Source organism: Calothrix sp. CBUCES-K 9914 (assembly GCF_059640475.1).
In genome coordinates this window covers 1-25066 of record NZ_JBXXZH010000136.1, presented here as the reverse complement: position 1 = coordinate 25066, position 25066 = coordinate 1, and the positions used below count along the sequence as shown (strand labels likewise).

Here is a 25066-nt window from a genome sequence, read left to right as displayed (position 1 = left end):
CAGCACTCAGCACTCAGCACTCAGCACTCAGCACTCAGCACTCAGCACTCAGCACTCAGCACTAATTAGTGTTAATTTTTTCTGAGAAAAACGTTGCAACTTGTAACTCTTTCTTAACTTTGTAGGATAATAAACACAGAAGACAAGCGCTACATCAGTGGCGCCTTGTTAGCTAAACTTACCCGCACGCCCACTCAGTAGAGTCAGGCGAGATATGCCATGTGCAGATGAAAAACTCTGCTTTAGCAGCTTTTAGACGTTTCATTTAATGTTTCAATCATAGATAGGAGAAAAAATGTCAGGAACTACTGGAGAACGTCCTTTTTCGGACATTATAACCAGCGTTCGCTACTGGGTAATCCATAGCATCACCATTCCAGCCCTGTTTATCGCAGGTTGGTTATTTGTCAGTACTGGATTAGCGTATGATGTTTTTGGTACTCCCCGTCCAAATGAGTACTTTACTCAAACAAGACCAGAAGTACCGATTGTAAACAACCGTTTTGAAGCAAAACAACAAGTAGAAAAATATATTGGCAAGTAGTATCGAACTATGACTAGCGGCAATAACATAAACCAACCAATTCAGTATCCAATTTTTACGGTTCGCTGGCTGGCAGTTCACACTCTAGCTGTACCCACCGTCTTCTTTTTAGGCGCAATTGCATCAATGCAGTTCATTCAACGATAGAACTTTAGGATAGAAGGATATTATGGATCGTTCACCAAATCCAAACAATCAACCCGTTGAGCTAAACCGAACTTCACTGTATCTCGGACTGCTGCTCGTCTTCGTTTTGGGAATTTTATTTTCTAGTTACTTCTTTAACTAAGTAACTTGAGGAATTTTAGATTTTAGATTTGAGATTTGAGATTGTGCTTCTTCTATTTAATCTAAAATCGTAAATCCAAAATCCAAAGTTGTTTGACTCAATTGTGTCATTGGTGTATATACATTTACCAGTGATTAATCTTGTACACTATTTTATTTTGTGAAGGGAGGAGAAAGCTGTGTCTGGAAGTGGGAGAATACCTCTGTGGATTGTCGCTACAGTCGCAGGGTTGGGAGTAATTACTGTTGTAGGCATTTTCTTTTACGGCGCCTACGCTGGACTTGGTTCTTCGATGTAATGTCATAAAAACCGATTATATAAAACCACCTACTCTCAACAAGTAGGTGGTTTGAATTGTAATATATGTAGAGACGTTACATGTAACGCCTCTACTACAAATGTAACGTTCCTACGTGTAATTATTCCTTAATGACATTATCGTTTTCTGCGTATACCGTCATGAAAACTATAATCACAGCAGGAAAGATAAAACATGTTAAGGGAACTAAGATAGCAGGCAAAAATGATGCTGACATAGTAAAGATTCCTTTTAAACTAAACTACGATTCCCTTAGAGCTTACTGCAATTCCAAACACTTTTTGACAAAATCTCAAGATTTTTAACATCTTGTTTTTATCCTAAATCCCTAATAACTCATCAAACTGTAAAATCGGTAAATCAGGTGGAACAACTGTACGACGGACGCTTGCTTTGTCGCTCTCTAACTGCGTGGTTAAATCTACCGATATTGCTTCTATCCGTATTTCCACGCAGCCAAACGGAATACTCAGTTCGGTTACACACTCCATTCCAGAGGCAAATGTATTTGGCAGTAAATCTGTTAACAAGTGTGGTCCTTCAAGTAACCATCTTGTTTGACAGTCTTCAACCCATAGTTTTATACCTGTATTTGGACGCACCTCTTGTAATAAGATTCTGACTCGAATTGTGCTACCTGAAACAAGTTCGCGCGGTGGTAAATTTATCTGGGGAACAGGTATCACTTCAATATCTTCAAGACTAAATGGTAAAGAAGATAACATCGTTGCTACAGTTTCTTCTGGTGTCGCAACTTCGTCTGATGTCGAATCACCAATACTAATGTTTTCATCAATATCATCAATAACTATTTCAGCAGCTAACGAGTGAGTAGAGAATATTTGTATATCAGTCGCACTGCTTGAAGAAACGGATGCTGTATCAACAGATAATTCTGATTCAGGTGTTACGCTTAGAGTTTCGGCGCCTTGGCTATCATTACTTTCATCACTAATATTTTCGTTTGCACTATTTTCCGTACTATCAATTACACTAGAATCTAGACTGCTATTTACAATACTGCTATCTACAATATTGATGATAGGTACGCTTTGAGGCGCCGTGTTGGTATAGTAATTTGAATACTCCAAATTATCGTTAGTATTATCAGATACAGAATAGCCTTGGCTTTGCATCCACTTTTGAATTAACGGGGACACATAAGGCTGATTATTGATCCTAATTCTAGTGTCAATTGGTAAGGTGACTTTCCGCACGGGTTCATTACTAGGCTGAGTATGATTATCAATCTGATGGTCTACAGTTGATTTCACTATTTCAATATTGTCTGCGTCTATATAATTTAAATTAGTGCTATCTGTATTTACATGGTCATATTGCTTAGATTCAACATCCAGCCCAAGGTCATCTAACTCGTGATTTTCCAGTTCGAGGTTTTGAGATTCAATAAGAATGTTACTTGCTGTTTCCTCAGCAAATAAGACTTGTCGTCTTCTCAAAAATGGCAGACTGGTAGAATTTGAAATAACAGAAGTTAACTCGGTGGTATAACTTTCTAAATTAGAGAATTGAGGTGTTTGTTTAAGTTGCCTCCTTTCATCGACCTGTAAAGGTAAAGCGCGTTTGGGAGATGGCTGATATGCCAACGGAGCAGGCGTTTTTCTGGCTGTTCTGGCTAAATTGAAAAGTTCCAAATTCAGCGATATAGATTTTTCGGGTTCAGGGGTTAGCTGTGGTTGTATAACATCAAGCATGTCAGGTTCGCTGGGTTTTGCTGTTGCGCTAGCAGCTAGTAACTCACCGACATCGGCAGTAATTGTAAAACACTGATTCGCAAGTAATATTGGTTCTCCTAAACTTGATAAGGCGCCGTATAAATAAATATCCCCTAAAATTAACTTAGATTCGCAGCTTGCTGGAATATCTATAGAGAATTCAAAACCAAACGGTAATAGTTTTTCTCCCAAACACTGCTGTTTCTGTACCAAAACTTCTAATCCAAGAGGGGAGCATAACTGAACTCGTAATTCGCCACTGCCAACGCTTTCAAATTCGGATGTATCATCTTTATACCTGGCGCCCTTATCTGGTGGTATATCTCGTAATTTGACTCGTCCACGTATAGTACAAGCACGTCCCCATTGCGTCACATAACTTTGCTCATCAAGAATTAACAGTAATAGCAGTGGTTGTTCTAACTGCGGTGAAACTGTTTCTTCTTCTAATAATGGCTCGGCACCTGGTAACGCCAGTTCAATCAAGTTTTGCAATATTTGTTCAGCATTATCACCTTTAATCCAGACTGGATTAACAGGCTGATCAACAATTGCTTCTACAAGGCTTGGGCGAACTTGTAAGGCAAGACTGTTAGTACTTAAACTAATTGGCTCATCAATAATTGTATGTGTATCTTCAGTACCAAGATTTTCATCAAATGTATAATTTATACTTGATGGATTGACAACAGTATTATCACTAACTATAGTTTCTTCGTGGTCAGCCTCAGTAGTTTCCTCAGCAGTAACTTGATTAACTGCTTCAAATTGTGCTTCGTCGGTTTCTTCTGATGCTTGATCAATAATTGAACTTGTAATTTCAACTTCGATAATTGTTTGTTCTGTTAATTCGCTTAATGTAATATCATCTAACTGCAACTCCGAGTCACCCGCCAGTTCTGCGAAGTTAGGAGGAGGAGCAGGAATTGGAAGCATAGAGACTTCCTGACTACTGCCATCATTTTTTGCAGGAGTAATTTCGGTTGCAGCAACTAGTGGTAGTACTTGTAAGCGGAGATTATACTGCCATGAAGTACCGAGTATATCTGACATTAAGTCACCAGAACAACGCACTTCCCAAACTCCAGGGGTAAAGTAGGTAAAAGGAATTACCGCTGTTAACCCTTCTGAGTTAGTGCGTCGTAAACGCTTGTGTATTCGGCGCCTGGGTGGAATTTCTGAGGGTGACTGATGAATCACTCGCACTTCTACCTCAGTGTTTGCACGGAGGGAACTAGCGACTATTCGATATCGACCTTCAACGATTTCAGCATAGAGAGATTCCAGAGGCTGCCAAGCGCGCTCACCTTGCTTTTGTATAAGAAATTGCCACTGTTCCATCGTTTGTGATGTTAAAACTTAAAGCCAAGAGTAATAATTGCATTTCCTTGCTAGTCAGTTTACCTTGCTCTATTCGTAATTGCATCACATATTCTGTTGTTTTTATTGAAACATCATTTTTTTCGCAACTCGCAGCGCCAATTGTATGCCAAATTACAGTACTTGAAACGATTCTAACTAACGGCGCCAATAATGAAAAATCGGGCAGAGATGCTTCTCAACCCAACGACTGAAACTTACAATTTCAGTTTGACTGTTATTTGAGCTACTTTATGGACTGTAACAATTTTGATAATAAGCCAAAATTTGCTCAACCTGTTTACGGTTGTCAAGAGGTAAATTAGAAGCAAAACTAAGCTTCAAACACTCAACTTGGCTTTGGTTATAGTCAAATTGCTGCGAGGTTTGACTGATTATATCAACTTCAATACCTTCAACTTGACGCAGGTGAGCTGCTATTTCACGATACACCGCTAAAGGTAGTCCAGCAAATTCGACTTTTTCACACGTTATATTGTTAGGCTGCATGTCACGTTGCGCTTGATTTAGCTTGATTTGGCTTTATTTTATAATTACGAAGCTCCAGTTGGAACACTGCTTGGTGGTGGAGGTGCGCTATCAGCAGATGCTGTTGTTGTTGGTGCTGCTGCTCCTTCTCCTACCATTCTCGCAACTTCGATGCCAAATTGCTCAAAAATTACTACTGGTTCTGAACCTTCGTTCATTTCAATTCGTTTTACCAATAGTCCGCTCGCAAGTCTATCACCTGCAGTTACATAGCGACTAGTTGGCTCAGTCGGAACTTTGATAATAGCTTGAGGTTCACTACCAACAACAACAACACCTGTAACTGCAACTGCTCGTGCGAGTTCAGGCTGTGGTGTCGGTGGAAGTACTGATACGATCGAAGGATTTGGAACCACCTGTGGCATTACTCTTGGTAAGACAGGAGTAAAACCGCTACCAATTCGTGGTGGTGTTGGTAGCCTTGCAATTGTTCTTTTCGTAATTGGTACAAAAGTTGGGTGCCGTTGCTGCGTTCTGACAGAAATCACTGCACTTCGCCGTCTTAAGTTCGCCTCAGCAACTGTCGAGACTCGCGATGGTAATGCTGGTAACTGCGGTACAACTCTTCTTACGGTAACAGTTGATGGAACCCCTGTTGTCGGCACAATTGGGGCTGAAGGAGTCACAATTTGTGCGAATGGGTCGGGACGACCTTTTGCAATCACTACAGACCTTTCGAGCGAATTTGTCGGTTGAATCAGATTGGGCGTTGCAACATTAGTTACTGGTACTACCTGGGTTTTACCAGGAACTACTGGGTTACTGAACGGTTGAGCTGCTGGAGTAGAAGTTGGCACCACAGCGACTGGCGCCACTCCTGAAGGTGCCCCAGTCGCGGCAGTAGTGACAGTAGGAGTAGGAGCGGGAGTCCCAGCTTGCTCACCTCCATCCGATGAACACCCTGCGATTGTTAAAATCGCAATGGCTGTAACTGCAATTGTTGAATGTCTGCCCATTAGTGTCAAAAGCCATTGGAAAAAAGATTTTACTGAAATCAACCTTTAAGTCTTTAAATATTTTTATAAATATTTCTATTAATAAAGGTGAAATCTTATTCCGTTATAACCTAAGTTTTTCTATTTCAGTAGTCCTAAACGTCACGTAAATATCAGTATTAATACGTAATTATTGAGGAGCTAGAGAAGGATTTACCTAGTATTTACGCACGCACTTTACTCTACACCCATTAGGCTTTTCATCATATCAAGCCCTTTCTTTACTCGCCGAGAAACTGTAACAACACTAATTCCCATACGTTCGGCAACTTGTTTCTGAGTCAAATCGTGTAGAAACACAAATTCTAAAACTTCACGAGTGCGTTCTTCTAATTGAAGTAATGCCTGTTGTAGACGAATTTGGTCTTCTTGTGCGAGTTGAAAACTGCGGTAGTTGCTATCAGGAACTAGTTCGCCTAAACTGGCGGCACCTTCTTCACCATCTTGTACTGGCACATCTAAACTTAAAGGCGCCCGGTTAGCCCAAGCAAGTTTGATTTCTTGCCATTCGTCAGTTGATATGTCCAACGCTGCGGCTAATTCGGCATCCGTTGGTTGGCGATTATATTTCTCGCGTAATGAACGTGAAACCCCAATCGCTTGCTGCTGAATAGCTAGCCAACGGCGGGGGATTCTGACAGTAACACCCTTGTCGCGTAAATAGTGCTGGATTTCACCACGAATATAAGGAATTGCGAATGAGCTAAAAGCGTGACCTTTGGATATTTCAAACCTTTCAATCGCGCGAATCAATCCCAAACAACCGACTTGTAGCAAATCCTCGTAGCTCTCGTGGCATTGATTAATCCAGTAGTGAGTTTCTCTTCTCACCAGCCCAAAGTTAAGTTTCACTAATTGATTACGAGTATCAGCGCTTTTGTCTCGCTGATAGGAGCGTAACAACTGCCAAACTTCTTGTTTAAGTTCGTTGGAATTTAAGGTTGTTATGGTAGGCATGACACCGCGTTCATTACTCGTTTATCAAACAACATCAAGAAGTCAGAAGCACAAAATCTGCTAAAATCGCTCCAATTAAGCAACCTAGGCACATTAAGGTCAACGACCTGTCGTATATTTTTGGTTATGTTTTTTTTTTCAGTAGAGTTCGACACCTGTAGATTGAAGAACTACATAGCGCCAAGATATAAAATTTGTTACTGAAACAGGAACCGAGATAGTACTTAATTTGCTCTACGGATTTATGGAAAGCTCGTCTGTATGTAAACCGATATTAATCAAAAAATGATTCGCCTATTAAAAATTCTTTATCAAGAGAAATACTGACTTTGTAAGAATTCGTCGATACCAGCTTCAAATTTATTTAACCAAAAAAATATTCTTTCTTTAAAAATAAATTAAGTATTTATGCTTATAAAATCGCAGTAAGCACGAAGAGTGCTTTAAAAAGGGGCAAATGTCTCAATTAAGCGGTTATGCTTATTACGTCGTGTTGGTCAAGCTATGATTCAAAATTTTGGTCGCGCGATAGTTCAAATCACAATAACTTTGATATAACCGTAACTGAATCCACTCGGTAAAAAAGAATCCCCAACTTCTTAAAGTTGGGGAGGTAAAATTTTGATGAATCCGTACTAAGGAATTTAGTCTTTAAATGAAGGACTGAAGTCCTTACTACAAACAAACTTCATAAGTTAAGCATCTTTAGGCTCAATGCGACCATAGAATATGCCGCGAATCTTAACATCTTTGGGGTCGCCTGAACCTAAATCAGTATCGGAGGGCTGGTTGCTCTCAAAGGTTCCTGCAACTTCACCGCTAGCACTGTTAATTTTTGCTATCGATAGGAAAATTTCTCCTTCGAGAACTTGCGCGCGCTTAACGTTTTCGCGAGTCAGTTCTTCAGCATCCGAACGTGCGGGTAGTGCAACAGCATTATCATAACCACTAGCAACACCACGACCTTTGGGATCAAGGAAGGTGGCGCCACGGTAGGAAGGAACGCGGAACGAACCCTCGAAGTCGGTGGAGGTATTGATACTGGTTAAATTAGGTTGTGTTTTAGCAACCAAACCTTTAACAGTGAAAAGGAACGGAATGCTCTCTCCACCAGGTAATTTAACTGTAGTTGCTTGGAAGTCAAAGCCGTCTTTTTCCTCAAAGGTGAGACTACCGTCGGAATTAACCTTTAAGTCACCTTGAATTTGGTCGAGTGATGAAGTCTTACGAGTCAGCACTTTACCTTGGATAAATTCAGGTTTTGAACGTTTATTAGTTGGTTCTTCTTTGACAAAGTAATTAGTTGGTTCCAAGCAAAGTTCTTTGAACGTGTAAGATTTACCAGAGTCTATGGGAATAGAACCTCGACTGGTTTCACCTAGTTGAGGGCATTTGTTTGCCAAACCAGTTCCTCGAATCTGTTCGTAGGTAAGAGTACCTGAACTAGCTTCGGCAGGTCCATCACTACAAGCTGTTATAAATCCTAAGCACAATGCTAAGAATGTGACTATTAAAGCACGATACCTCATGGTCAACCTCAATCTCAAAAATTAATCTAGACTTGCAGTATGTTGCTGTGCTACTGACCAGCTAATACTGAATAATACCGAGCAAATGACTATACTACTGATATAATACAGCTTTTTTGTACAGCAGGATTTTGCTCAAAGCACCAGATTTGCTAGAATCTCATCCGCTCAGTGAGCGTGAAATTCTTCACAAAAAGACACCGGATACTACAGGCTCAAAGAGAAAATATTAAATTCTCATTTGTTAAGGATTTTACAAAATAATGGCTGCACTTGAAAGTCTTCTACACATTGATTCTGCGCCATATCAGCTAATGGATTACTATGATTAAGTTCTTTACAAATCTTTATAGTTTGTCGATATTCTCTCATATTGAATTGTGGCGCCGCCTGTGAAAGGCGCCCTCCTTGATGGATTTTTCTGTGGCAACAAGCTAGAACTCGGTTAAAGTGATAACGATATGAGTAATAGCGATAATTTTGAATCAGTAATGCTATCCTACAAACTTCAAGCAATAAATGTTGTGGTACAAGACGCTGTAACAGTTTGTCAAGGAGACCCCATCCAGCTTTTGGCGTTACTACGCCAATTAGAATCTTTACACCGAGAAATCCGCGACGGTGTTTTTCAGGCAAACTTACCACAAAATCGTCAAGCGCTGTACGCACTATTACGGGAAATTGAATCAGAAGGAGGTTGGCCTTATATCGAGCGTATGAGGATACAAGCTTTTCTGAAGTTTCTGGAAGAGGAGGAAAAAAATAAATCATAAGATTTTAGATTTGGGATTTTAGATTTTAGATTTAATCCAAAATCCAAAATCTAAAATTTAATTGATTTGATCACAAAGACTGCGGTCGCGTTCATCGACGTTACGGTTATGCTTGAGATAATCTCCAACCCAGGTACACCCACGTTTTAGCAAATTATTTAAGTCTAAATTCCATAGGATAATTGTTTTGTCTTCGCTTGCAGATGCGAGCGTTTGACCGTCAGGACTCCAAGCAACGCTTAGTACTGCCCCATTATGTCCGTTGAAAGTTTTAATTAATTTGCCTTCGCGGCTCCACAGTTTTACCTTACTATCCCAACCTGCCGCAGCTAAAATATTACCGTTAGGACTAAAGTTTACAGCATTGACACTATCGCTATAACCTCTAAGCAAGGTTTTCAGCAATTTACCGTCCCAACTCCATAACCTAACCGTATTATCCCAACCAGCAGATGCAATTATTTTATCGGTGGGGCTGAAACTAGTACCTAAAACCCAACTGTCATGGGAGGTAAGAGTTTTTAATAAGGCGCCATCTTTGCTCCAAAGTTTAACCGTTTTGTCATCGCTAGCAGAAGCAAGAATTTGACCGTCGGAACTCCAAGCAACATTATTAACCCAACCAGTATGCCCAGATAAAGTTTTTATCACTCGACCATCTCGATTCCAAAGTTTAACTGTTTTATCTTGACTTGCCGATGCTATCAAATCACCATTAGGACTCCAAGCTACACTTCTAACTTTATCAAGATGTCCAGCTAAGGTCTTAACGTCGGAACCATTAACATTCCACAGTTTAACTGTTTTGTCATGGCTTGCAGTCGCGATAAAATTTCCAGTTGGGTCAAAACTCACGCTTTGAACTAAGTCAGAATGTCCAACCAAGGTTTTTTGAAGGCGTGTAGTAAAAACACCATTATTCTTATAGTACTGCCACAGTTTAATACTGCGATCTCGGCTTGCAGATGCTAACATGCTGCCATTTGGACTCCAAGCGACGCTTGTGACGATTTCAGAGTGCCCAGATAAAACTGGCAGTTTCGTAGGAACAAGACTCCATAATTTAACGCTTTTATCCCAACTTGCACTAGCGAGTGTCTTCCCATCTGGGCTAAAAGCAATGCTAGAAACTGCGTCGTTATGTCCTGTAAATGTTTCGACTAAATTACCATCAAGCGACCATAGGTTAATAGCATTGTCGTCTCCAGCAGATGCTAGGTATTTACTATCTGGACTGAAGTTAAGATTCCAAATTGTCTTCTTATGATTACGCAGTGTTGTAAATATCTGATAATCAAAGCTACTTGTACTGTTTTTGGACGGCGCCTTACGCCAAAGCTGTATGGCGCTGTCTCGTCCTCCAGTAGCTAGATACTGACCATCTGGGCTAAACACTACGGATGTTACACCAAGAGAACTCGTTTTCTTTGTCGTGACTAGACTTCCGTCTCTATTCCAAATTTTTATTGTTTTGTCTTGACTCGCAGAAGCTATAAATTGACCATCAGGGCTAAAAGTAACCCAGTTAATTTCTCCTGTATGTCCACGTAGAATTCTTACTAACTCACCTGAACGGCGCCAAATTTTGATTGTATGATCTGCACTTCCAGTTGCTATGAGTTCTCCATCAGGGCTAAAGTTAACGCTATAAACACGGGATGAGTGTCCAGACGTATGGAAAGGCGCCAATTCAAAATGACCTGTTTTGTCAATCTTCCAAAGCTTCATAGTCTTATCCAAGCTCGCAGAAGCAAGCATTGTGCCATCGGGACTGAAGGCAAGACTCGTTACTGCGTACTCATGCCCACTGAGAGTTTGAAGTAGGGTCCCATCTGGGCGCCAAATTTTTACCATTTTGTCAGTGCTACCCGATGCAATCAATTTCCCATCTGGACTGTAAGCAACACCCCAAACAACATCTGCATGTCCCTCAAGACGGTTTACTTCTTTAACTCCGTACACCGCTTGCTGTAATGCGGTTATTACGCGCGCTTTTGTATCGTCTTGATCTGCCGAAGATTGTTTGAGTCTTTGCCACGCTCGTAAGCTTTCAATTAAAGCGTCAAACTCCCTAGAGGAAGCAAATAAAGCTTCACTGGCAGCAGTAATTGCACTGATACGTAAGTTTTCTTCGCTACGAGTAGCTCGAATGCTAGCGCGAACTGCCGTGCGTTTTTGAAGGTCTGCTTGCCACCATAAACTACCAATACTGGCAGTCATACAAAGCAATGCGACACCAACAATTCTTGCCTCACGTAGCCTTTTTTGTAACACCAAATTCAGCTGTTCTTGACCAAGTTTTTGAGCAACTTCTGCGCGCGTTTTCTCAAATCTGACCTTTTCAAGTTCAGCAATAATTCCATAGTTATTTTTTTGACGAATAGGTTCAACCAAATAATCATGAACTAGCTGGTAGCGGTCGCTTTCTGCTTCGCGCATCCGTACAACCAAACCACTACCGACCAAAATATCAAGTATCAACTCCCAGTCAGAATCTAAATTAAACAGCGTTTCAGCACTTTTAGCCAGTGCAACAGCAAGCTGCATTTTTGTTCTGAGTGGTCGTGTTCCTTTCTCATCCGTTAACTCAAACAGTAATTTCCAAGTTAGATGCTCGTTTTCCCGACCACAGTCTTTGATAACTTCGCTTAACCAACGTTCAACTAACTTAGATGAACCACCAGATTCTTTATATTCTTCGAGAGTCTTTATCTTTTCGGTTTGAAGTTGGGCACCGACTATTTGTAGTTCAATGGGATGAATCTGCTCAATATCTGTCGTCAAATCTTCAACTAACTGATTAACTAACTCATTACTCAATTCATAATGTGAACGAGTAGTCAAAATATCAATAACGCCAATGGCATCCTGAACTGAAAAATTGCCTAAGTAGTAGCGGATGTCTTTATCGAGGATATTTTTATTAATGACTCCCAAATCATAGCTAGAGCGCTTGTTTTCATCTTCTAACCGCTCAAACTCTAATAAATAGTGCAAATAATCTTCACGTAACGAAAAAATAATTTTAACGAACGGAACATTTAAACACTGACTAACAAATTTATAAAAATGTATTCTTTGGCTTTGTTCCTTAACGGCAAAGAAAAACTCTTCTAATTGGTCAAAAATCAAGACAACGGTAAAATTTCGGTCAGCTAGCTCACGTAGTTTGGCGAGTAAAGTGGATGTAGTAAATTTGATTAATACTAATAAGTCTGTTTGTGATAGTGCCTGATTAATATTACGACCTAATACTGTAATCCAATCACTATATATAGATAAAACAATCGGTACTGCGATGCGGTCACCGATTGCTCTTTCTGTAATAGTTGGTACTAAACCGGCTCTAATTAACGAACTCTTTCCAACTCCACTAGGTCCATGAATAATAGTTAACTTACAGTCCGCACGTCCTAAACGTCCAATTAGGCGATTAATATCTTTTTCTCTTCCACTAGCAGCAATTTCTTGTGCAACTAAGTCAGGTATATAACCAACCTTTGACATTGGATTTGTAATTGCCAACTGATTGACTTTATAACGCTGCGGTTGTAGTGCATTGGCGCCGATAAAAGCTCGAAAACCGTATTGATGCTCGATTTGAATCTTTTCTTGTTTAAGATTAAAAGCCTCACTATAGTCATGACGTTCAAAAAAATAGAGCGACCTTAACTCCTCAACTATCTCCAAATATAAAGATGGCTCATACTGAACTTCACAAACAACCTTAGCCCACTCCAGATTATTTATTGCTTCCTCCCACTCTCCTAAGTGGCGTTGGGCGCGTCCAAGTAATAACAAATACCAGCTTTCTTGCGCACGCGAGATGTTGGGAGCAGTTTCGGCTATTGAGCGAGCAGTATTAGCTAATTCATACGCCTCCAACCAATTCCCTTTTGAAGCTGCGACAACAGATAAGAAACCATATGACTGTGCTTCTAGTGCCTTGTGTTCTTCCGAGGTATACAACTTAAGTGATTTAGAACTCATTACTTCTAATTCATCCCATGCTTCGATGCGTAGTAATAAACTCATCGGCTTTGAGATGAACTTAGCAACCAAGTCATAACGTTGTAGTGACTCAAGCAAATCTAGAGATTTTTTAAACCAAATTAGTCCCTCTTGGCAATAGTTACGATTAAATGCGGGACGTAAATCTGCCATTCGGCAGTAGCACAAACCAAGGTGGAATAAAACTACAGCTTTATAAAGCTCGGCCGAAGCTGCGCGCTTCTGTTCATCCCAAAGGGTCAGACTGCATTGGTAGTGAGAAAGCGCTTCTTCAACTCGGTCATTAATATAATCATTGTATCCAAGAACAAATTCCAAACAGCGGTTTAATTCTGGTTCAAGTTGAATCTTGTATAAACGCAGTAAGTCTTCACGTGCGCTTTCAATTTCTTTTGAACTATTGCAGGATAAAACTTGGCATTTGTCTCTATCAAAGCTATCAAAATCAGTATTGCTACTGAGAAGATGATTAAACAATGATTCTGTATTTCTACGGATTAAAGCGATTAAATCATCATGGGTCATCTCAAATTTAATCGTAGTTGCTGCCCAACTTTTAAAATCAGGCGCCAGTCGAGATAACTGTGTAGCAACTTCGTCGAATAGCCATAGTACTACGGGAAAAGGAAACGTATCAGCGTAAATATCGCGCGCTTGATTTAGTCCCGTAAGTAAATCATCAACAGCGATAACTGACTCAAGCCCAAATACCATTAAAGCTTCAGGTAATGCGTCACCAGCTACAGCTGGAATATCTAAATATAAGTCTGAAATAATCGTGTTATGTAGATTCGCATTAGTGGAGGGAGACAGTTCAAGCTCACGTAAGTAAATATCTTTAGTCAACGTGCGGAGGTTCTCCAAAACTGATGTGCGTAATTGCCCGTAGTTGCACCGCACTAATATTAGGGCAAATTGACCCTTGGAAAGTGCAATTGCTCGAATCAGGCGTTGTAGAGAACGATGATTTGCGTTTGCAATTGCAGCTGTGAACTGCCACTCTGTCATAACTCAAAACCGGGCTAAAAAGAACAGAACTATCTTTACCAAACCACCGAAACTAGATTTTGGCATTGTAAGCGTCGGGATGTATACTGTGGAATTACGGAGACTTTAGAACGCCTTCTCCTCCGCTCGTTATGAATACTGTATAAATACGTAGGGTGTGTGACGCCATAACAAATCTGAAATAAAACCAATGAACTAGTAGCGTCACGCACGGAAGCTTTGTTAATATGAAATGCTACGCATTCTACCTCCGTACAGAGTCAGTCAGGTGCGTGACGCTACTAGTTTATTAGTTTCATTTGATGACTGATATAGCGTCACGCACCCTACATTGTCTTTGCCATGCTTGTACTTTTTCGGTTTCGGCGAGTGCTGGACTGATACCAAACCAACGTCCAGTTGCGTCGCGATATTCAAATACAAACATACTACGTAATAGTCGTTGGTACTCAGATTCGCCTTTGAGACTCTGCTGGTTAACTACTTCGTAGAGTAATTCCCATTCTTCTTCATTAATCGCTAGTAGTAAATCGTCACGATAATCTTTGATGACAGATTCTAAACAATCAAGCGAAAAAGGAGGGTCTTGGCGTTGTAAACAGCTATAAAGTAACCCCAGGAGATTACGGATATGACCTCCACTAACTCGACACAGCCGATCAAGACTTTCGGGAGCATCGAATAATTCTAAAACTAAGCCAGGGCGAGCGTTCCAAGCAACTTCAGGAAATGCTCGCGCGAGTACAAGTTGACGTAGTAGTGACATTCCAGGTTCATAGTCGTCACCTGAACGCTGTCTAACCAGCACCATCGGCAGTACTTTCGGTGCGACACCACCACCAAGACGATTTTTGAGCGTTTCGTATTCGTTTGAGAAAATCAACGCTAATGGGATTGTATAAACAACATGGCATTTGAGGCGCCGTAATTGCTCACCTCGGTCAATGAATAAGTATTCGGGTTGCGAACGTCCTGATGGCATTGGTCGCATGTCAACTCGGTCTAAGTTATCGACAATTACAACCAGCCCGTTTTGACCTCGTAGTTTGAGTTGTTCGTTTGCTCGGTCTAGCAATTCGTCGTTGATTGCTTGCAATATGCTATTTGTACGAGGTTCGAGGTACTGCCGCAACTGACTCCGCATCTGCGGACTGTCTTTTGTTTTGGCACTAATTTTTGCTATACCAAGTGACAGTTCTGCTTCTCCAGAAATTTCAATTGGAGTTTGCAAGAATTCACCGATCTCTTTGAACAGGTTGCTGAAGTATCCTGGTTTTGTTCTAATTCCTGCTGCATCTAAACTGGCGCCGACCTGACGGGCAATACTAAGCAAAATATCGCTGATATCGATATCCGCCATATCTAAGTCCTGGCTAGACTCAAAGTAAACCACATGAAATCCTGACATTTCTAGTTCAGCTTTCAAACGCTGCAACTCTGTTGATTTTCCGCAGCCAATATGACCTGTAAATAGCTGGCAAGTTGGGTCATCAGGAGAAATACGGACGATAGTGCGCTGTAATTCTTCCACTATCTTACAACCACGCACATCCGAAAAGTCTATGTAGTAACTTCTATCGATGGCATCTCCCATAACCAATGTTTTGCTTGGATTACAGGCTTTAAAGAAACGCGATAAGTTTATTGTTGTTCTCATGTAGATGCTCTTTTGGCTGTTTTTTATACCGTAATTACACTTATAACTAGATTTCTAAGTATTGTAGCTTACAATTTCACAGATGCACACGTAGGAGTGTTAACGCAAAGCTAGATTGTAGCTGTACTGTGAAAAATTAAACAATATACTTACTATCCTATATGGATAGTAAGTATATTCTGTCTTTTTTACACTTGCCACTCTACTTTTGGCAACGTGCAAACTCAAAAATCTTACTATACAGCTTCTATGCATCTGAAAATAATTTTGTCAAATAACTAAAAGTATATTTTTTACACAATTATTTTGCAGTTGAAATCATAAATAGTTTAATTCCATATAATATAATTTTTGTCAATAGCATCTATGTAGCTAGTTTTGATGATGATGGGTTACACCCCACAGTCAAAAAACTACACATGGGGCAGAATGAACGCTGCACACTTGTATAAGAGTAGCTTTGTATAGAAGCGCGCGTTTACTCTTAGCATTTTTTGGGTGAATATACCACATAGTATGGGTACTCTACGCTGCGGCGAATGATGCCCATGCGTTCGTAGAAGCTTGATTTTTTGATGCACAACGGCATTTAGGGTTAGTATTACCCGTACAATTGCCAATCTTTTAGATTCGCTCATGTGTGGAAGGGGTTTGAATGGCTGATACAGCATCAGTGTCTCGCACAGATTTAGAAGCTAGACGAAAAAAACTCATTCGTCAGCGACGCAAGAAAATTATTCAAACAGTCTGGCAGTCTGCTGCTGTTGCTTCTCTTTTCAGTGGCTTGTTATGGCTAACTGTTCAACCAACGTGGTTAATCAAAACTAGAGAAGACGTTGAAATCTCAGGAAACCAATTACTATCTTCTGATAAAGTCCAATCGCTACTACCTCTGTCTTATCCACAATCTGTATGGAAAATTGAGCCATCGCGCATAGCTTTGAAACTACAACAGCAACCCTTGATTGCACATGCAAAAGTTGTTCGTAGGTTATTCCCACCTTCTTTAATCGTCGAAGTTATCGAGCGAGTTCCTGTTGCCGTTGCTCAAAAAAGCGAGGCCGACGGTAGTAAAACTACATTAGGTTTACTAGATGCAACGGGTGTATTGATTAGCGTTGAAACTTATAACTCGAAGACCATTAATGCTGCATTGCCCAACCTCAAAGTAATTGGCTCTCCTGAAAAATACCGTCAGTTTTGGAGCCAGATTTACCAAGTCGTAAGTACTAGTTCAGTTAAAATTACCGAAATTGATTGTCAGGATGTAACTAACGTGATTTTAAATACTGAAATTGGTCGAGTTCATCTAGGCGCCCCAAGACCTCAATTAACTGACCAAATGAAAGTACTAGTGCAAATGCGACATTTATCTAAAAAAATAAATACTACCAAAATACGATATATTGACCTTAAAAATCCTGATTCTCCTACAATACAAGTTTTTAATAGTACAATAGAATCAACAAAGCCACGTTCTAAGCCATAAAATTAGGATTAAAAATTGGTGTGACGCGCGCAGCATCAAACTCTTATGGTAACAAGCAAGACTTTCCGTTAATTAATTTACTTGGGACAATTATTCTACGCTCAACTTTGTGGGTTGTTAAAATTGCGGTTTTCACTAAAATAGGAGAACCAATATAAAACCTTTACTTGTTCCACGAAAACTGTCTCTCTGTTCGACATACATACTTGGTTGACTACCAGTATAGATGGAACGGCAGTTTGATGATAGTGTCTTTTGTGGAGGTACTGTTTAAGGGCATTTCCAAAGGTTACGGTGTTCTACTTATTGGTTTTAATCGCGTCTAAATCAGCTTATGAGCGGTGATGGTACTGCTACCCTTAAACCTTCAAAGTTTAAAAAGGTAGAGGCTATTGTTAAGTTTTGTATTGTTTTATCAAGAGTTCAGGGAGGGTACTGTGTGATATTTCGCTCATTAAACTTTGCGTATGGAGTTGTCTTACTTGCATTCTGCTCCGGGGGTAATGGTGTATCAATCAGGTTAAACAAACGTGGCGGGGAGTTAAAATAAGGCAGTTTTGTCGTAAAAGAAAGAAAAGTATGTTGCTGTAATTTGAATAGAGCCTTACAAAATTGGGGATCGTCTGTAGAGTTGCAAGCGTAATCATATACACAAACGTTCATGCGTAATATATGAAACTTGCATTGACATATACATACGTACAATTTTGGAATCAGCAATGCATTATTTTTTGCTCCTCATGTGCATGTAAGAAAGCGTTTCTACATTTACGCGCCATCCGGCTGACGCTTAAAAAAGTAATTAGGAGGTTTAAAATAATTGCTGTTGACAGGCTTTTTACAAGAAAATCTTTTAATAAAAGTTACATCCATACTCTTAGTTAATGACGAAGTGATAAAAAAAACGGTTGCAGATGTAAAATTAATGACAAATCGCAAATTAATTATTCTAGTGTACATGTTAATAACAATACCAAAACAATACGGAGCTAAACAGCGAACATATCAATACAAATGACTAACGCCCAGTTGAAGTTATACATAACAATTTCAAGTAAATACTAGGTATACTTCTTTAGAATTACCTGTAGGGCGCTTTATTAAAGTGAGGAAAACCCGTAAATAGGGGTTATTCATGCCACCAGGTAGAGAAATGTCATTTTTTGCTCCGACTGCCGAAGCGATGAATAAAATTTTTTTTCAAGCGCGAGTCGAATTTTGGAGTCAAGGAAGTTATGACAAGAGAAAACAATGCCTATCTATGATGCTTACCTCACACTATAGTTGACTCATAGGTGAACAACACTGATCAAAGCCGTTTATCTACATGCACGCAAATCCAATGACACTTGATAATAGCCAAGGGCTTACCTATAAAAACTCTCAATCTCCTGGACAGCCATCTTTAACTCTTACGGGGAACTCGAATAACCCTTTTAGCCATTCAGGGTTGAATTTTAACTCCAATGACAGCAAGAAAATTCCTGTTGAGGATACTCGTATTGGTGATATTGTTCCAGGCAGGGTTGCCAACATTAAAGTAATTGGAGTTGGTGGTGGTGGCAGTAATGCTGTTAACCGCATGATTGCTTCTGATGTTTCTGGAGTGGAGTTTTGGTCTATTAATACCGATGCTCAAGCGTTAACACTTACATCTGCTCCCAGTCGTTTGCAAATTGGGCAGAAATTAACACGCGGTTTGGGTGCGGGTGGGAATCCTGCAATTGGTCAGAAAGCCGCAGAAGAGTCGCGCGATGAAATTGCGATGGCTTTAGAGGGCGCCGACCTAGTATTTATAACTGCTGGGATGGGAGGCGGTACGGGAACAGGTGCTGCTCCGATTGTTGCGGAAGTGGCGAAAGAAATGGGCGCCTTGACGGTGGGTGTTGTAACACGTCCGTTTATATTTGAAGGGCGCCGTCGCATTAGCCAAGCCGAGCAAGGTATCGAAGGACTCAAAAGTCGAGTTGATACGCTGATCATAATTCCCAACAACAAATTATTGGAAGTGATCCCCGAACAAACTCCAATGCAAGAAGCATTTCGCTACGCTGATGATGTACTGCGGCAAGGTGTACAAGGTATCTCGGATATCATAACAATTCCCGGTTTGATTAACGTGGACTTCGCCGATGTACGCGCAGTAATGGCAGATGCTGGTTCGGCGCTAATGGGCATTGGAATCGGCTCCGGCAAATCGCGCGCACGCGAAGCAGCAATTGCCGCAATTTCTTCCCCACTATTAGAATCCTCGATTGAAGGAGCGCGAGGTGTCGTATTTAACATTACTGGTGGTAGTGACTTAACACTGCACGAAGTCAATGCAGCTGCCGAAACTATTTACGAAGTTGTAGACCCTAACGCCAACATTATTTTTGGTGCGGTTATTGACGACCGACTCCAAGGAGAAGTGCGATTAACTGTAATTGCCACGGGTTTTACTGGCGAAGTTCAAACTACGTCAGCACAAGGCGCCAGCGTTAGCCCGCGTGGGGGAAATATGGGTTCCCCACCACCAAAACGCCCGATGCCAATGCAGCAACCACCTTTTAATCCACCACCATCACAACAACAACAGCAACAGCAACCACCTGAACCCAAAGAAAAACCCGGATTGGACATTCCCGACTTCTTACGCAAGCGCAATAAGAACCAATAAACTAATATCAACTAGTTTGATTATCTAGTTTGATTATTGAGTGTGATTTGATGACCCACAAACTATTGTAGTACAAATCCACTGTGTTCCCACATCCAATCAGTTAGGTAAAAGCGATTTATGCCCATGTATTTTTAAAAATGTTTTAAAGATAAGAGTGTATGAAGCCTTAAACCTAATTTTGACTGACATCAGTTCAACCTAGCTTACTAGCAAAGATTTATACTTAACCGGGCTGAGTATCAGTTCCGGATATTGCTGTCGCAACGAGGTGAAATTGCAATAAATTAGAGATCAGAACAATTATTCATTTTTATACAAACAATTGTTCTTTTGGACAAAGTTAATTAATACAGGTAAGTTTGATATCTACCAAATAAAACAATTTTCTGGCCTCAACTTGCAATAGCTTCTTGCAACCAGTTAATGACCTGTTGACCGAGACGAGTACCCTCGAATCGGTCAATTTCGCGTATACCTGTTGGACTCGTGACATTTACCTCAGTTAGATAACCACCGATAACATCAATTCCAACAAATATTAAACCGTCTTGGCGTAAAGTAGCAGCTAATTGCTGGCAGATATCAAGTTCACGCTGTGTGATTTCGGTTTTTGCAACAGTTCCACCTGTAGCCATATTGTTGCGAAACTCTCCAGCAGCAGAAAGACGGTTTAAGGCGCCTATCGGTTCACCATTAAGGAGTATTATACGCTTATCTCCGTCTTTAGCTTCCGGTAAGTATGTTTGCACCATTACAGGCACACGACCGCTAAACGTGCTGAGTTCAACAATCGAGTTGAAATTGCGATCACCTGCCTGCATGAATAAGATACCTTCTCCTGCTTTGTTACCGAGAGGTTTTAGAATAGCGGTGCCTTTAGCTTCAACAAATTTACGAATTATAGATTTATCAGCGCTAACAATCGTTTCGGGGATAGCTTGAGTAAACTGTAAAGCATACATTTTTTCATTAGCAGCCCGTATTCCATTTGGACTATTGACTACTAAAGTTTTAGCTTGGTCAATATAATCAAGAATATATGTTGCGTATAAATACGGTACATCGACAGGTGGGTCTGTCCGCATAAATACGGCATCCATTGTATCGAGACAGCAGTTTAAGCGTTCCCCTAGTTTATACCAAGGAGTTTTTGCTTCCCAGCGTCCCTCAACTAACTCAATGGGTGTAATCTCCACCCGTTCAAGAAGAGCCACTGCTTTGCTATCAACTACGCTAAGTTGACTTGCTTGAGTTATCCAAACTTCATGTCCCAACACACAGGCAGCTTCCATCAAAGCCACACTCGTATCGTGACAAGGGTCAAGCAGGTGGATAGGGTCAATAATAAAAGCTAATTTCACTCGTTTTGCCTCTGGCGCCGGAAATATCTAAGATTACACTCCTCTAGATTATCCTCCGAAGAGTACCTTATTGAGTGTAAAGTGCTGAGTGCTGAGTGCTGAGTGTAGAGTGTAGAGTGCTGAGTGCTGAGTGCTGAGTGCTGAGTGTAGAGTGCTGAGTGCTGAGTGCTGAGTGCTGAGTGTAGAGTGCTGAGTGATTATTCCTAACTCCTAAATATTGTACAGACGCGATTAATCGCGTCTCTCCTAACTCCTAATTTCCAATAATTCATCTAACTTTCCTTTTGCATCGAGTGCGTGGATATCGTCGCAACCACCAACGTGGAGGTCATCAATAAAAATTTGTGGTAACGAGCGTCTACCGTTCGCGCGTTGTGCCATTTTACCCCGTGCTACCTCGTCTCCATCAATAGCGTACTCGGTAAAATCAACCCCTTTGTCTCTTAACAGAGCTTTCGCGCGAATGCAAAACGGACAGGTTTTCCACGTATATATTTCAACTTTAGCAGTCATGGCGCCTTTACTTCAGTAACATTTCTTCATTTTAAAGGCAGTTGCTTATAAGCGCTCTAAAGAAGCGAGAACATAGTTATCATGTATTATTATTCAAATAAGGTTAAAAGCAACAACATGCTTCTAAAAAATCTGATTGTAGGTTGGGTGGAGGAACGGAACCCAACAGAAACGCGATTATTTATGTTGGGTTCCGCAAAGCCTTCACCCAACCTACAATTGTTAAATCAGTGCCATTCTACGCTATGTGTGGGTAGTTTACCCGACAAATATTTAAGTTTGAGAGACAAGCTTGTTATTTTTCTTTCTTAGTCCGAAAGCACTTATAGCTATAAAACCCATAGCTGCAACAGTTGCAGGTTCAGAAACTTTTCTTCTTGCCTTGCCTTTACCTGTACCGCTATTACCTAAATTAGTACCGCTAATGCTTTGATAGCGAACACCAAAGTTGTTTAAATCAAAGCTGTTGATAATACCGTTAAAAGCTAAAATCGCAGTGAACTTACCGCTATTACCAGTAGTTACTCCGCCATTACCTCCTCCCTGGCAGGTATTACCATCTGTAAAGCATACGCCAATGTTACCAAAGCTGTTGGGGAATGAGCCGGTACTGTCGTTGGAAAAAAGTCCTCCACTTAGCACTCGTGTGTTTCCAGAACCGTTAGTGCTTCCAGCTCCAACTAAGCCAGGACTGGTATTAAAACCTAAAGCAGAAGTTCTAGAGGTAATGCCACTGCTAGATGTATTGAATAATTTGATATCAAATTTTGCCTCGGTTTTAGCACTGGTGCCTGTACCAACTGTGGTAAAACCTAAAAACTTAAAAGTTGCTAGTGATGAAAGCCCTGTAACATTTTGTGTAGCAACATTCCCATCAAAGTAAACATCAAACACTTGATTTACGTCGTTGGCATTAATAGTAACTCTGTCTTCAGTACTGGAAAAGGTAAAAGCTGAAGCAGAGGGAGCAAAAGCAATTGAACCAACTGCTACCGTCATTATTGCGGAGACAACAGTGATAGGTTGTTTGAAAAACATTGATATATTATTAATTCAAATTTTTAATGTGACTTTTACACCATAAACAATCTAATTACATATCGTCTATTAATTTGCTATATATTCATTGATACTTCAATTAAAGCTTAAAAAAAAATATATTAACAGTATAAACACCACCAAGATTAAAATTTTATTACAGGAAATAAAGATATCTATTCTCAATATAAAAATCAAATACAAGTAAATACACTTATTTTCAGACAAATAGGGAAGGGGCATAATATTGTTGTGCCCCTATGACGATATTTCTATGTAGTTTGAGTTTAAGTAATTACCGCTCGTGTGCTGCAAAATGAATTAGTTGCCCCAAGCGCTGACGTAAAGTTTCTAGCCCCAAACGATGGGTGGCAGAAATAAATACAGCCATTGGAAATTCTTCGCGCGCTATTTCAAGGGTATCGCTGCTAACTTCATCTATTTTGTTAAACACTACTAACGCTGGCCCAGGAGTAACAGGCATTACAGATAAAATATCCCGCACCGCGCGAATGTGACTCAACCATGCAGGATGCGATAAATCAACTAAGTGTATCAAAGCATCTGCTTCGGTCACTTCTTCTAAAGTCGCGCGAAAGGCATCCATTAATGCTTCTGGTAGTTCGTGAATAAATCCTACAGTATCTGTCACCAGAATTTCCTGGGGTAGGGAGTCTAACGCATCGGGAACTACCAAACGACGTGTAGTTGGGTCAAGCGTTGCGAACAATTGGTCAGCAGTGTATACTTCAGCGTTTGTAAGCGTATTTAATAAAGTAGACTTACCAGCGTTTGTATATCCAACCAAAGCCACAGAGGGAACTTCTTGGTGTTGGCGCCGTTGACGCAACCGTTCTCGATGTGCTTGTAGTTGGTTGACTTCTTGTTGCAAACGGGAGATACGGCGACTAATGGCACGGCGTTCGGTTTCTAATTTAGTTTCACCAGGACCTCGTGTACCAATACCACCCCCCAGTCGAGACATCGCTTCACCTCGACCTGTTAGGCGAGGCAACATGTACTCTAACTGCGCCAACTCAACTTGTAATTTACCAGCCCTTGATTGAGCGCGTTGTGCAAAAATATCTAATATTACTTCGGTACGGTCAACGACACGAACACCGATTTGAACTTCTAAGTTGCGAACCTGCGACGGTGTAAGGTCACGGTCGAAAACAACTAAGTTTGCTCCTAAAGTTTGTGCTGTTAAGGCAATTTCTTGAACTTTACCTTCCCCGACAACAGTTTGGGGATGGGTACGGCTGCGTTTTTGCCACATAGTTTGCAAAACTTCGCCGCCTGCGGTATCAACCAACCGCCCTAATTCTTCGACAATATCTTTAAATTGTTGCGCGCCAACATTGTCGGTCATAACACCAACAATTACAACGCGGTCATGGTCGCTGTCAACATCAGTGGCAACATACTCTCGTCGAAATTCTTCTTCGAGTCCTTCTACCAATTCCAGAAAGTCTTGGTTTGATAGAACATCTAAACTCATTGCTGGCGAGACATTCCAACTTGGTGCTGGAAGTTTGTCTTTCTCATTTAATGAGGCGCCACTGTTAATTAAAACGCGCGCATCTTGGGCAGTGAGATGTGCCAAATAAGCTTCTTTAACATATCCCGTCGCACCACCGCCACGTTTGGTAAATCCAGTTCCAGTAATATTGAGTACGACCAAGGCATCAAGACGTTGCATAGCCATAGCAGTTAAAGCTCCTTCCGATGGTGGTTCTGGCTTTAAGTGCGTAGCAATACAACGAATACCGCTAAGTCGTTCTGCACCGTAACGGGGCAACTCTAAAGGCGGGATCTGCGTTTGACGCGGAGTGCCTACACCAACCCGGATAACTTGTCCTCGACGGTTGACATAGGCACATACAGGTAAATTGATCTCAGTACTAATTGCAGCCAAACGCTGGGAAAATTCGGGCGTCGTAACGGTGTCGCCCGGTAAGCGCTGGTGGTACAGCCGCTGCAGTTGTTTTAGCTGGCTGCTTTTTAAACCTTGGAGATTACCAAAGATAGTCTCGATAGGCGTTTTATACCAGTTCACTGGTCCTCGAATGCTTCCATGTCTATTTTACAACATCCATTTTGTTGTCAGACTCTTACTTTTGGTAGATGCATGGTCATATAGATTTCTATTTTGGGCACCCTATGTAGAGACGCCTGTAAAGAAGCTTTAAAACTAGAGCCTAACAACGATGCTTCTTCCGTACAAAGCGCGTGCTAAATTTTAATTAAAATCGATAATTATCCTTTATAATCAAG

The 25066-nt window shown here is 40.8% G+C and carries 20 protein-coding genes; 8 read left to right on the top strand and 12 right to left on the bottom strand.

Annotated features, from left to right (window positions below):
- Window positions 1-295: 295 nt before the first annotated feature.
- The 4 genes from psbE (at window position 296) to AC2JBO_RS26440 (ending at window position 1131) form a co-directional block, all read left to right on the top strand.
- Complete coding sequence (gene psbE, locus AC2JBO_RS26455) at window positions 296-544, top strand: cytochrome b559 subunit alpha (protein WP_496956609.1); 249 nt, start codon at window positions 296-298, stop codon at window positions 542-544.
- A gap of 9 nt (window positions 545-553) precedes the next feature.
- Window positions 554-691 (top strand): cytochrome b559 subunit beta, encoded by a 138-nt coding sequence (psbF, locus tag AC2JBO_RS26450; RefSeq protein ID WP_073623188.1) that lies wholly within the window; start codon window positions 554-556, stop codon window positions 689-691.
- Window positions 692-713: 22 nt separating this feature from the next.
- Window positions 714-833 carry a photosystem II reaction center protein PsbL gene (gene psbL, locus AC2JBO_RS26445; protein WP_172644234.1) on the top strand — a complete coding sequence of 40 codons (120 nt, stop codon included), beginning with the start codon at window positions 714-716 and terminating at the stop codon, window positions 831-833.
- A gap of 178 nt (window positions 834-1011) precedes the next feature.
- Window positions 1012-1131, top strand: coding sequence for a photosystem II reaction center protein J (locus AC2JBO_RS26440; RefSeq protein ID WP_083872310.1), 120 nt, complete (start codon window positions 1012-1014; stop codon window positions 1129-1131).
- A 121-nt stretch (window positions 1132-1252) separates the two neighbouring features.
- Here AC2JBO_RS26440 and psaI read toward each other — a convergent pair whose 3' ends face one another.
- The 6 genes from psaI to AC2JBO_RS26410 form a co-directional block, all read right to left on the bottom strand.
- The gene (gene psaI / locus AC2JBO_RS26435) at window positions 1253-1369 is read right to left on the bottom strand and encodes a photosystem I reaction center subunit VIII (RefSeq protein WP_496956608.1); all 117 of its coding nucleotides are present in this window, start codon (window positions 1367-1369) and stop codon (window positions 1253-1255) included.
- Between the two features lie 103 nt (window positions 1370-1472).
- A complete protein-coding gene (locus AC2JBO_RS26430) occupies window positions 1473-4229 on the bottom strand; it encodes a hypothetical protein (RefSeq protein WP_496956607.1) in 2757 nt (918 codons plus the stop codon).
- Window positions 4230-4499: 270 nt separating this feature from the next.
- Window positions 4500-4757 (bottom strand): hypothetical protein, encoded by a 258-nt coding sequence (locus AC2JBO_RS26425; RefSeq protein WP_496956606.1) that lies wholly within the window; start codon window positions 4755-4757, stop codon window positions 4500-4502.
- 44 nt (window positions 4758-4801) lie between these two features.
- Window positions 4802-5752, bottom strand: a complete 951-nt coding sequence (locus tag AC2JBO_RS26420; protein ID WP_496956605.1) for a hypothetical protein — start codon at window positions 5750-5752, stop codon at window positions 4802-4804.
- Between the two features lie 216 nt (window positions 5753-5968).
- On the bottom strand, window positions 5969-6748 hold the full coding sequence (locus tag AC2JBO_RS26415; RefSeq protein ID WP_496956604.1) for an RNA polymerase sigma factor SigF: 780 nt from the start codon (window positions 6746-6748) through the stop codon (window positions 5969-5971).
- A 695-nt stretch (window positions 6749-7443) separates the two neighbouring features.
- Window positions 7444-8277 (bottom strand): photosystem II manganese-stabilizing polypeptide, encoded by an 834-nt coding sequence (locus tag AC2JBO_RS26410; RefSeq protein WP_496956603.1) that lies wholly within the window; start codon window positions 8275-8277, stop codon window positions 7444-7446.
- Between the two features lie 461 nt (window positions 8278-8738).
- On the opposite strand from AC2JBO_RS26410, the gene AC2JBO_RS26405 reads away from it, so the two are divergent.
- Entirely contained in the window at window positions 8739-9050 is a 312-nt protein-coding gene (locus AC2JBO_RS26405; protein ID WP_496956602.1) for a hypothetical protein, read from the top strand.
- A gap of 57 nt (window positions 9051-9107) precedes the next feature.
- Here the strand turns inward: AC2JBO_RS26405 and AC2JBO_RS26400 are convergent, their stop codons facing one another.
- Both AC2JBO_RS26400 and AC2JBO_RS26395 read right to left on the bottom strand, forming a co-directional pair.
- Window positions 9108-14069 (bottom strand): WD40 domain-containing protein, encoded by a 4962-nt coding sequence (locus tag AC2JBO_RS26400; RefSeq protein WP_496956601.1) that lies wholly within the window; start codon window positions 14067-14069, stop codon window positions 9108-9110.
- Between the two features lie 295 nt (window positions 14070-14364).
- A complete protein-coding gene (locus AC2JBO_RS26395; protein ID WP_496956600.1) occupies window positions 14365-15726 on the bottom strand; it encodes a P-loop NTPase fold protein in 1362 nt (453 codons plus the stop codon).
- Window positions 15727-16381: 655 nt separating this feature from the next.
- Between AC2JBO_RS26395 and AC2JBO_RS26390 the strand changes: the two genes are divergently transcribed.
- The 3 genes from AC2JBO_RS26390 (at window position 16382) to ftsZ (ending at window position 19874) form a co-directional block, all read left to right on the top strand.
- A complete protein-coding gene (locus AC2JBO_RS26390) occupies window positions 16382-17215 on the top strand; it encodes a cell division protein FtsQ/DivIB (protein ID WP_496956599.1) in 834 nt (277 codons plus the stop codon).
- 1135 nt (window positions 17216-18350) lie between these two features.
- On the top strand, window positions 18351-18503 hold the full coding sequence (locus AC2JBO_RS26385) for a hypothetical protein (protein WP_496956598.1): 153 nt from the start codon (window positions 18351-18353) through the stop codon (window positions 18501-18503).
- Window positions 18504-18557: 54 nt separating this feature from the next.
- The gene (gene ftsZ, locus AC2JBO_RS26380; protein WP_496956597.1) at window positions 18558-19874 is read left to right on the top strand and encodes a cell division protein FtsZ; all 1317 of its coding nucleotides are present in this window, start codon (window positions 18558-18560) and stop codon (window positions 19872-19874) included.
- A 395-nt stretch (window positions 19875-20269) separates the two neighbouring features.
- Here the strand turns inward: ftsZ and gshB are convergent, their stop codons facing one another.
- The 4 genes from gshB to hflX form a co-directional block, all read right to left on the bottom strand.
- The gene (gshB, locus tag AC2JBO_RS26375; RefSeq protein WP_496956596.1) at window positions 20270-21238 is read right to left on the bottom strand and encodes a glutathione synthase; all 969 of its coding nucleotides are present in this window, start codon (window positions 21236-21238) and stop codon (window positions 20270-20272) included.
- Window positions 21239-21484: 246 nt separating this feature from the next.
- A complete protein-coding gene (gene grxC / locus AC2JBO_RS26370) occupies window positions 21485-21751 on the bottom strand; it encodes a glutaredoxin 3 (RefSeq protein ID WP_496956595.1) in 267 nt (88 codons plus the stop codon).
- A gap of 273 nt (window positions 21752-22024) precedes the next feature.
- Window positions 22025-22789, bottom strand: coding sequence for a cistern family PEP-CTERM protein (locus AC2JBO_RS26365; protein ID WP_496956594.1), 765 nt, complete (start codon window positions 22787-22789; stop codon window positions 22025-22027).
- A gap of 295 nt (window positions 22790-23084) precedes the next feature.
- Window positions 23085-24827, bottom strand: a complete 1743-nt coding sequence (gene hflX / locus AC2JBO_RS26360; protein ID WP_496956610.1) for a GTPase HflX — start codon at window positions 24825-24827, stop codon at window positions 23085-23087.
- Window positions 24828-25066: the final 239 nt, after the last annotated feature.

What these genes read in the sequence shown, in the direction of transcription:
- psbE (WP_496956609.1), top strand. Translation starts at nt 296, where the DNA reads ATGTCAGGAACTACTGGAGAACGTCCTTTTTCGGACATTATAACCAGC.
- psbF (WP_073623188.1), top strand. Translation starts at nt 554, where the DNA reads ATGACTAGCGGCAATAACATAAACCAACCAATTCAGTATCCAATTTTT.
- psbL (WP_172644234.1), top strand. Translation starts at nt 714, where the DNA reads ATGGATCGTTCACCAAATCCAAACAATCAACCCGTTGAGCTAAACCGA.
- psaI (WP_496956608.1), bottom strand. Translation starts at nt 1,369, where the DNA reads ATGTCAGCATCATTTTTGCCTGCTATCTTAGTTCCCTTAACATGTTTT.
- AC2JBO_RS26430 (WP_496956607.1), bottom strand. Translation starts at nt 4,229, where the DNA reads ATGGAACAGTGGCAATTTCTTATACAAAAGCAAGGTGAGCGCGCTTGG.
- AC2JBO_RS26425 (WP_496956606.1), bottom strand. Translation starts at nt 4,757, where the DNA reads ATGCAGCCTAACAATATAACGTGTGAAAAAGTCGAATTTGCTGGACTA.
- AC2JBO_RS26420 (WP_496956605.1), bottom strand. Translation starts at nt 5,752, where the DNA reads ATGGGCAGACATTCAACAATTGCAGTTACAGCCATTGCGATTTTAACA.
- AC2JBO_RS26415 (WP_496956604.1), bottom strand. Translation starts at nt 6,748, where the DNA reads ATGCCTACCATAACAACCTTAAATTCCAACGAACTTAAACAAGAAGTT.
- AC2JBO_RS26410 (WP_496956603.1), bottom strand. Translation starts at nt 8,277, where the DNA reads ATGAGGTATCGTGCTTTAATAGTCACATTCTTAGCATTGTGCTTAGGA.
- AC2JBO_RS26405 (WP_496956602.1), top strand. Translation starts at nt 8,739, where the DNA reads ATGAGTAATAGCGATAATTTTGAATCAGTAATGCTATCCTACAAACTT.
- AC2JBO_RS26400 (WP_496956601.1), bottom strand. Translation starts at nt 14,069, where the DNA reads ATGACAGAGTGGCAGTTCACAGCTGCAATTGCAAACGCAAATCATCGT.
- AC2JBO_RS26395 (WP_496956600.1), bottom strand. Translation starts at nt 15,726, where the DNA reads ATGAGAACAACAATAAACTTATCGCGTTTCTTTAAAGCCTGTAATCCA.
- AC2JBO_RS26390 (WP_496956599.1), top strand. Translation starts at nt 16,382, where the DNA reads ATGGCTGATACAGCATCAGTGTCTCGCACAGATTTAGAAGCTAGACGA.
- AC2JBO_RS26385 (WP_496956598.1), top strand. Translation starts at nt 18,351, where the DNA reads ATGCCACCAGGTAGAGAAATGTCATTTTTTGCTCCGACTGCCGAAGCG.
- ftsZ (WP_496956597.1), top strand. Translation starts at nt 18,558, where the DNA reads ATGACACTTGATAATAGCCAAGGGCTTACCTATAAAAACTCTCAATCT.
- grxC (WP_496956595.1), bottom strand. Translation starts at nt 21,751, where the DNA reads ATGACTGCTAAAGTTGAAATATATACGTGGAAAACCTGTCCGTTTTGC.
- AC2JBO_RS26365 (WP_496956594.1), bottom strand. Translation starts at nt 22,789, where the DNA reads ATGTTTTTCAAACAACCTATCACTGTTGTCTCCGCAATAATGACGGTA.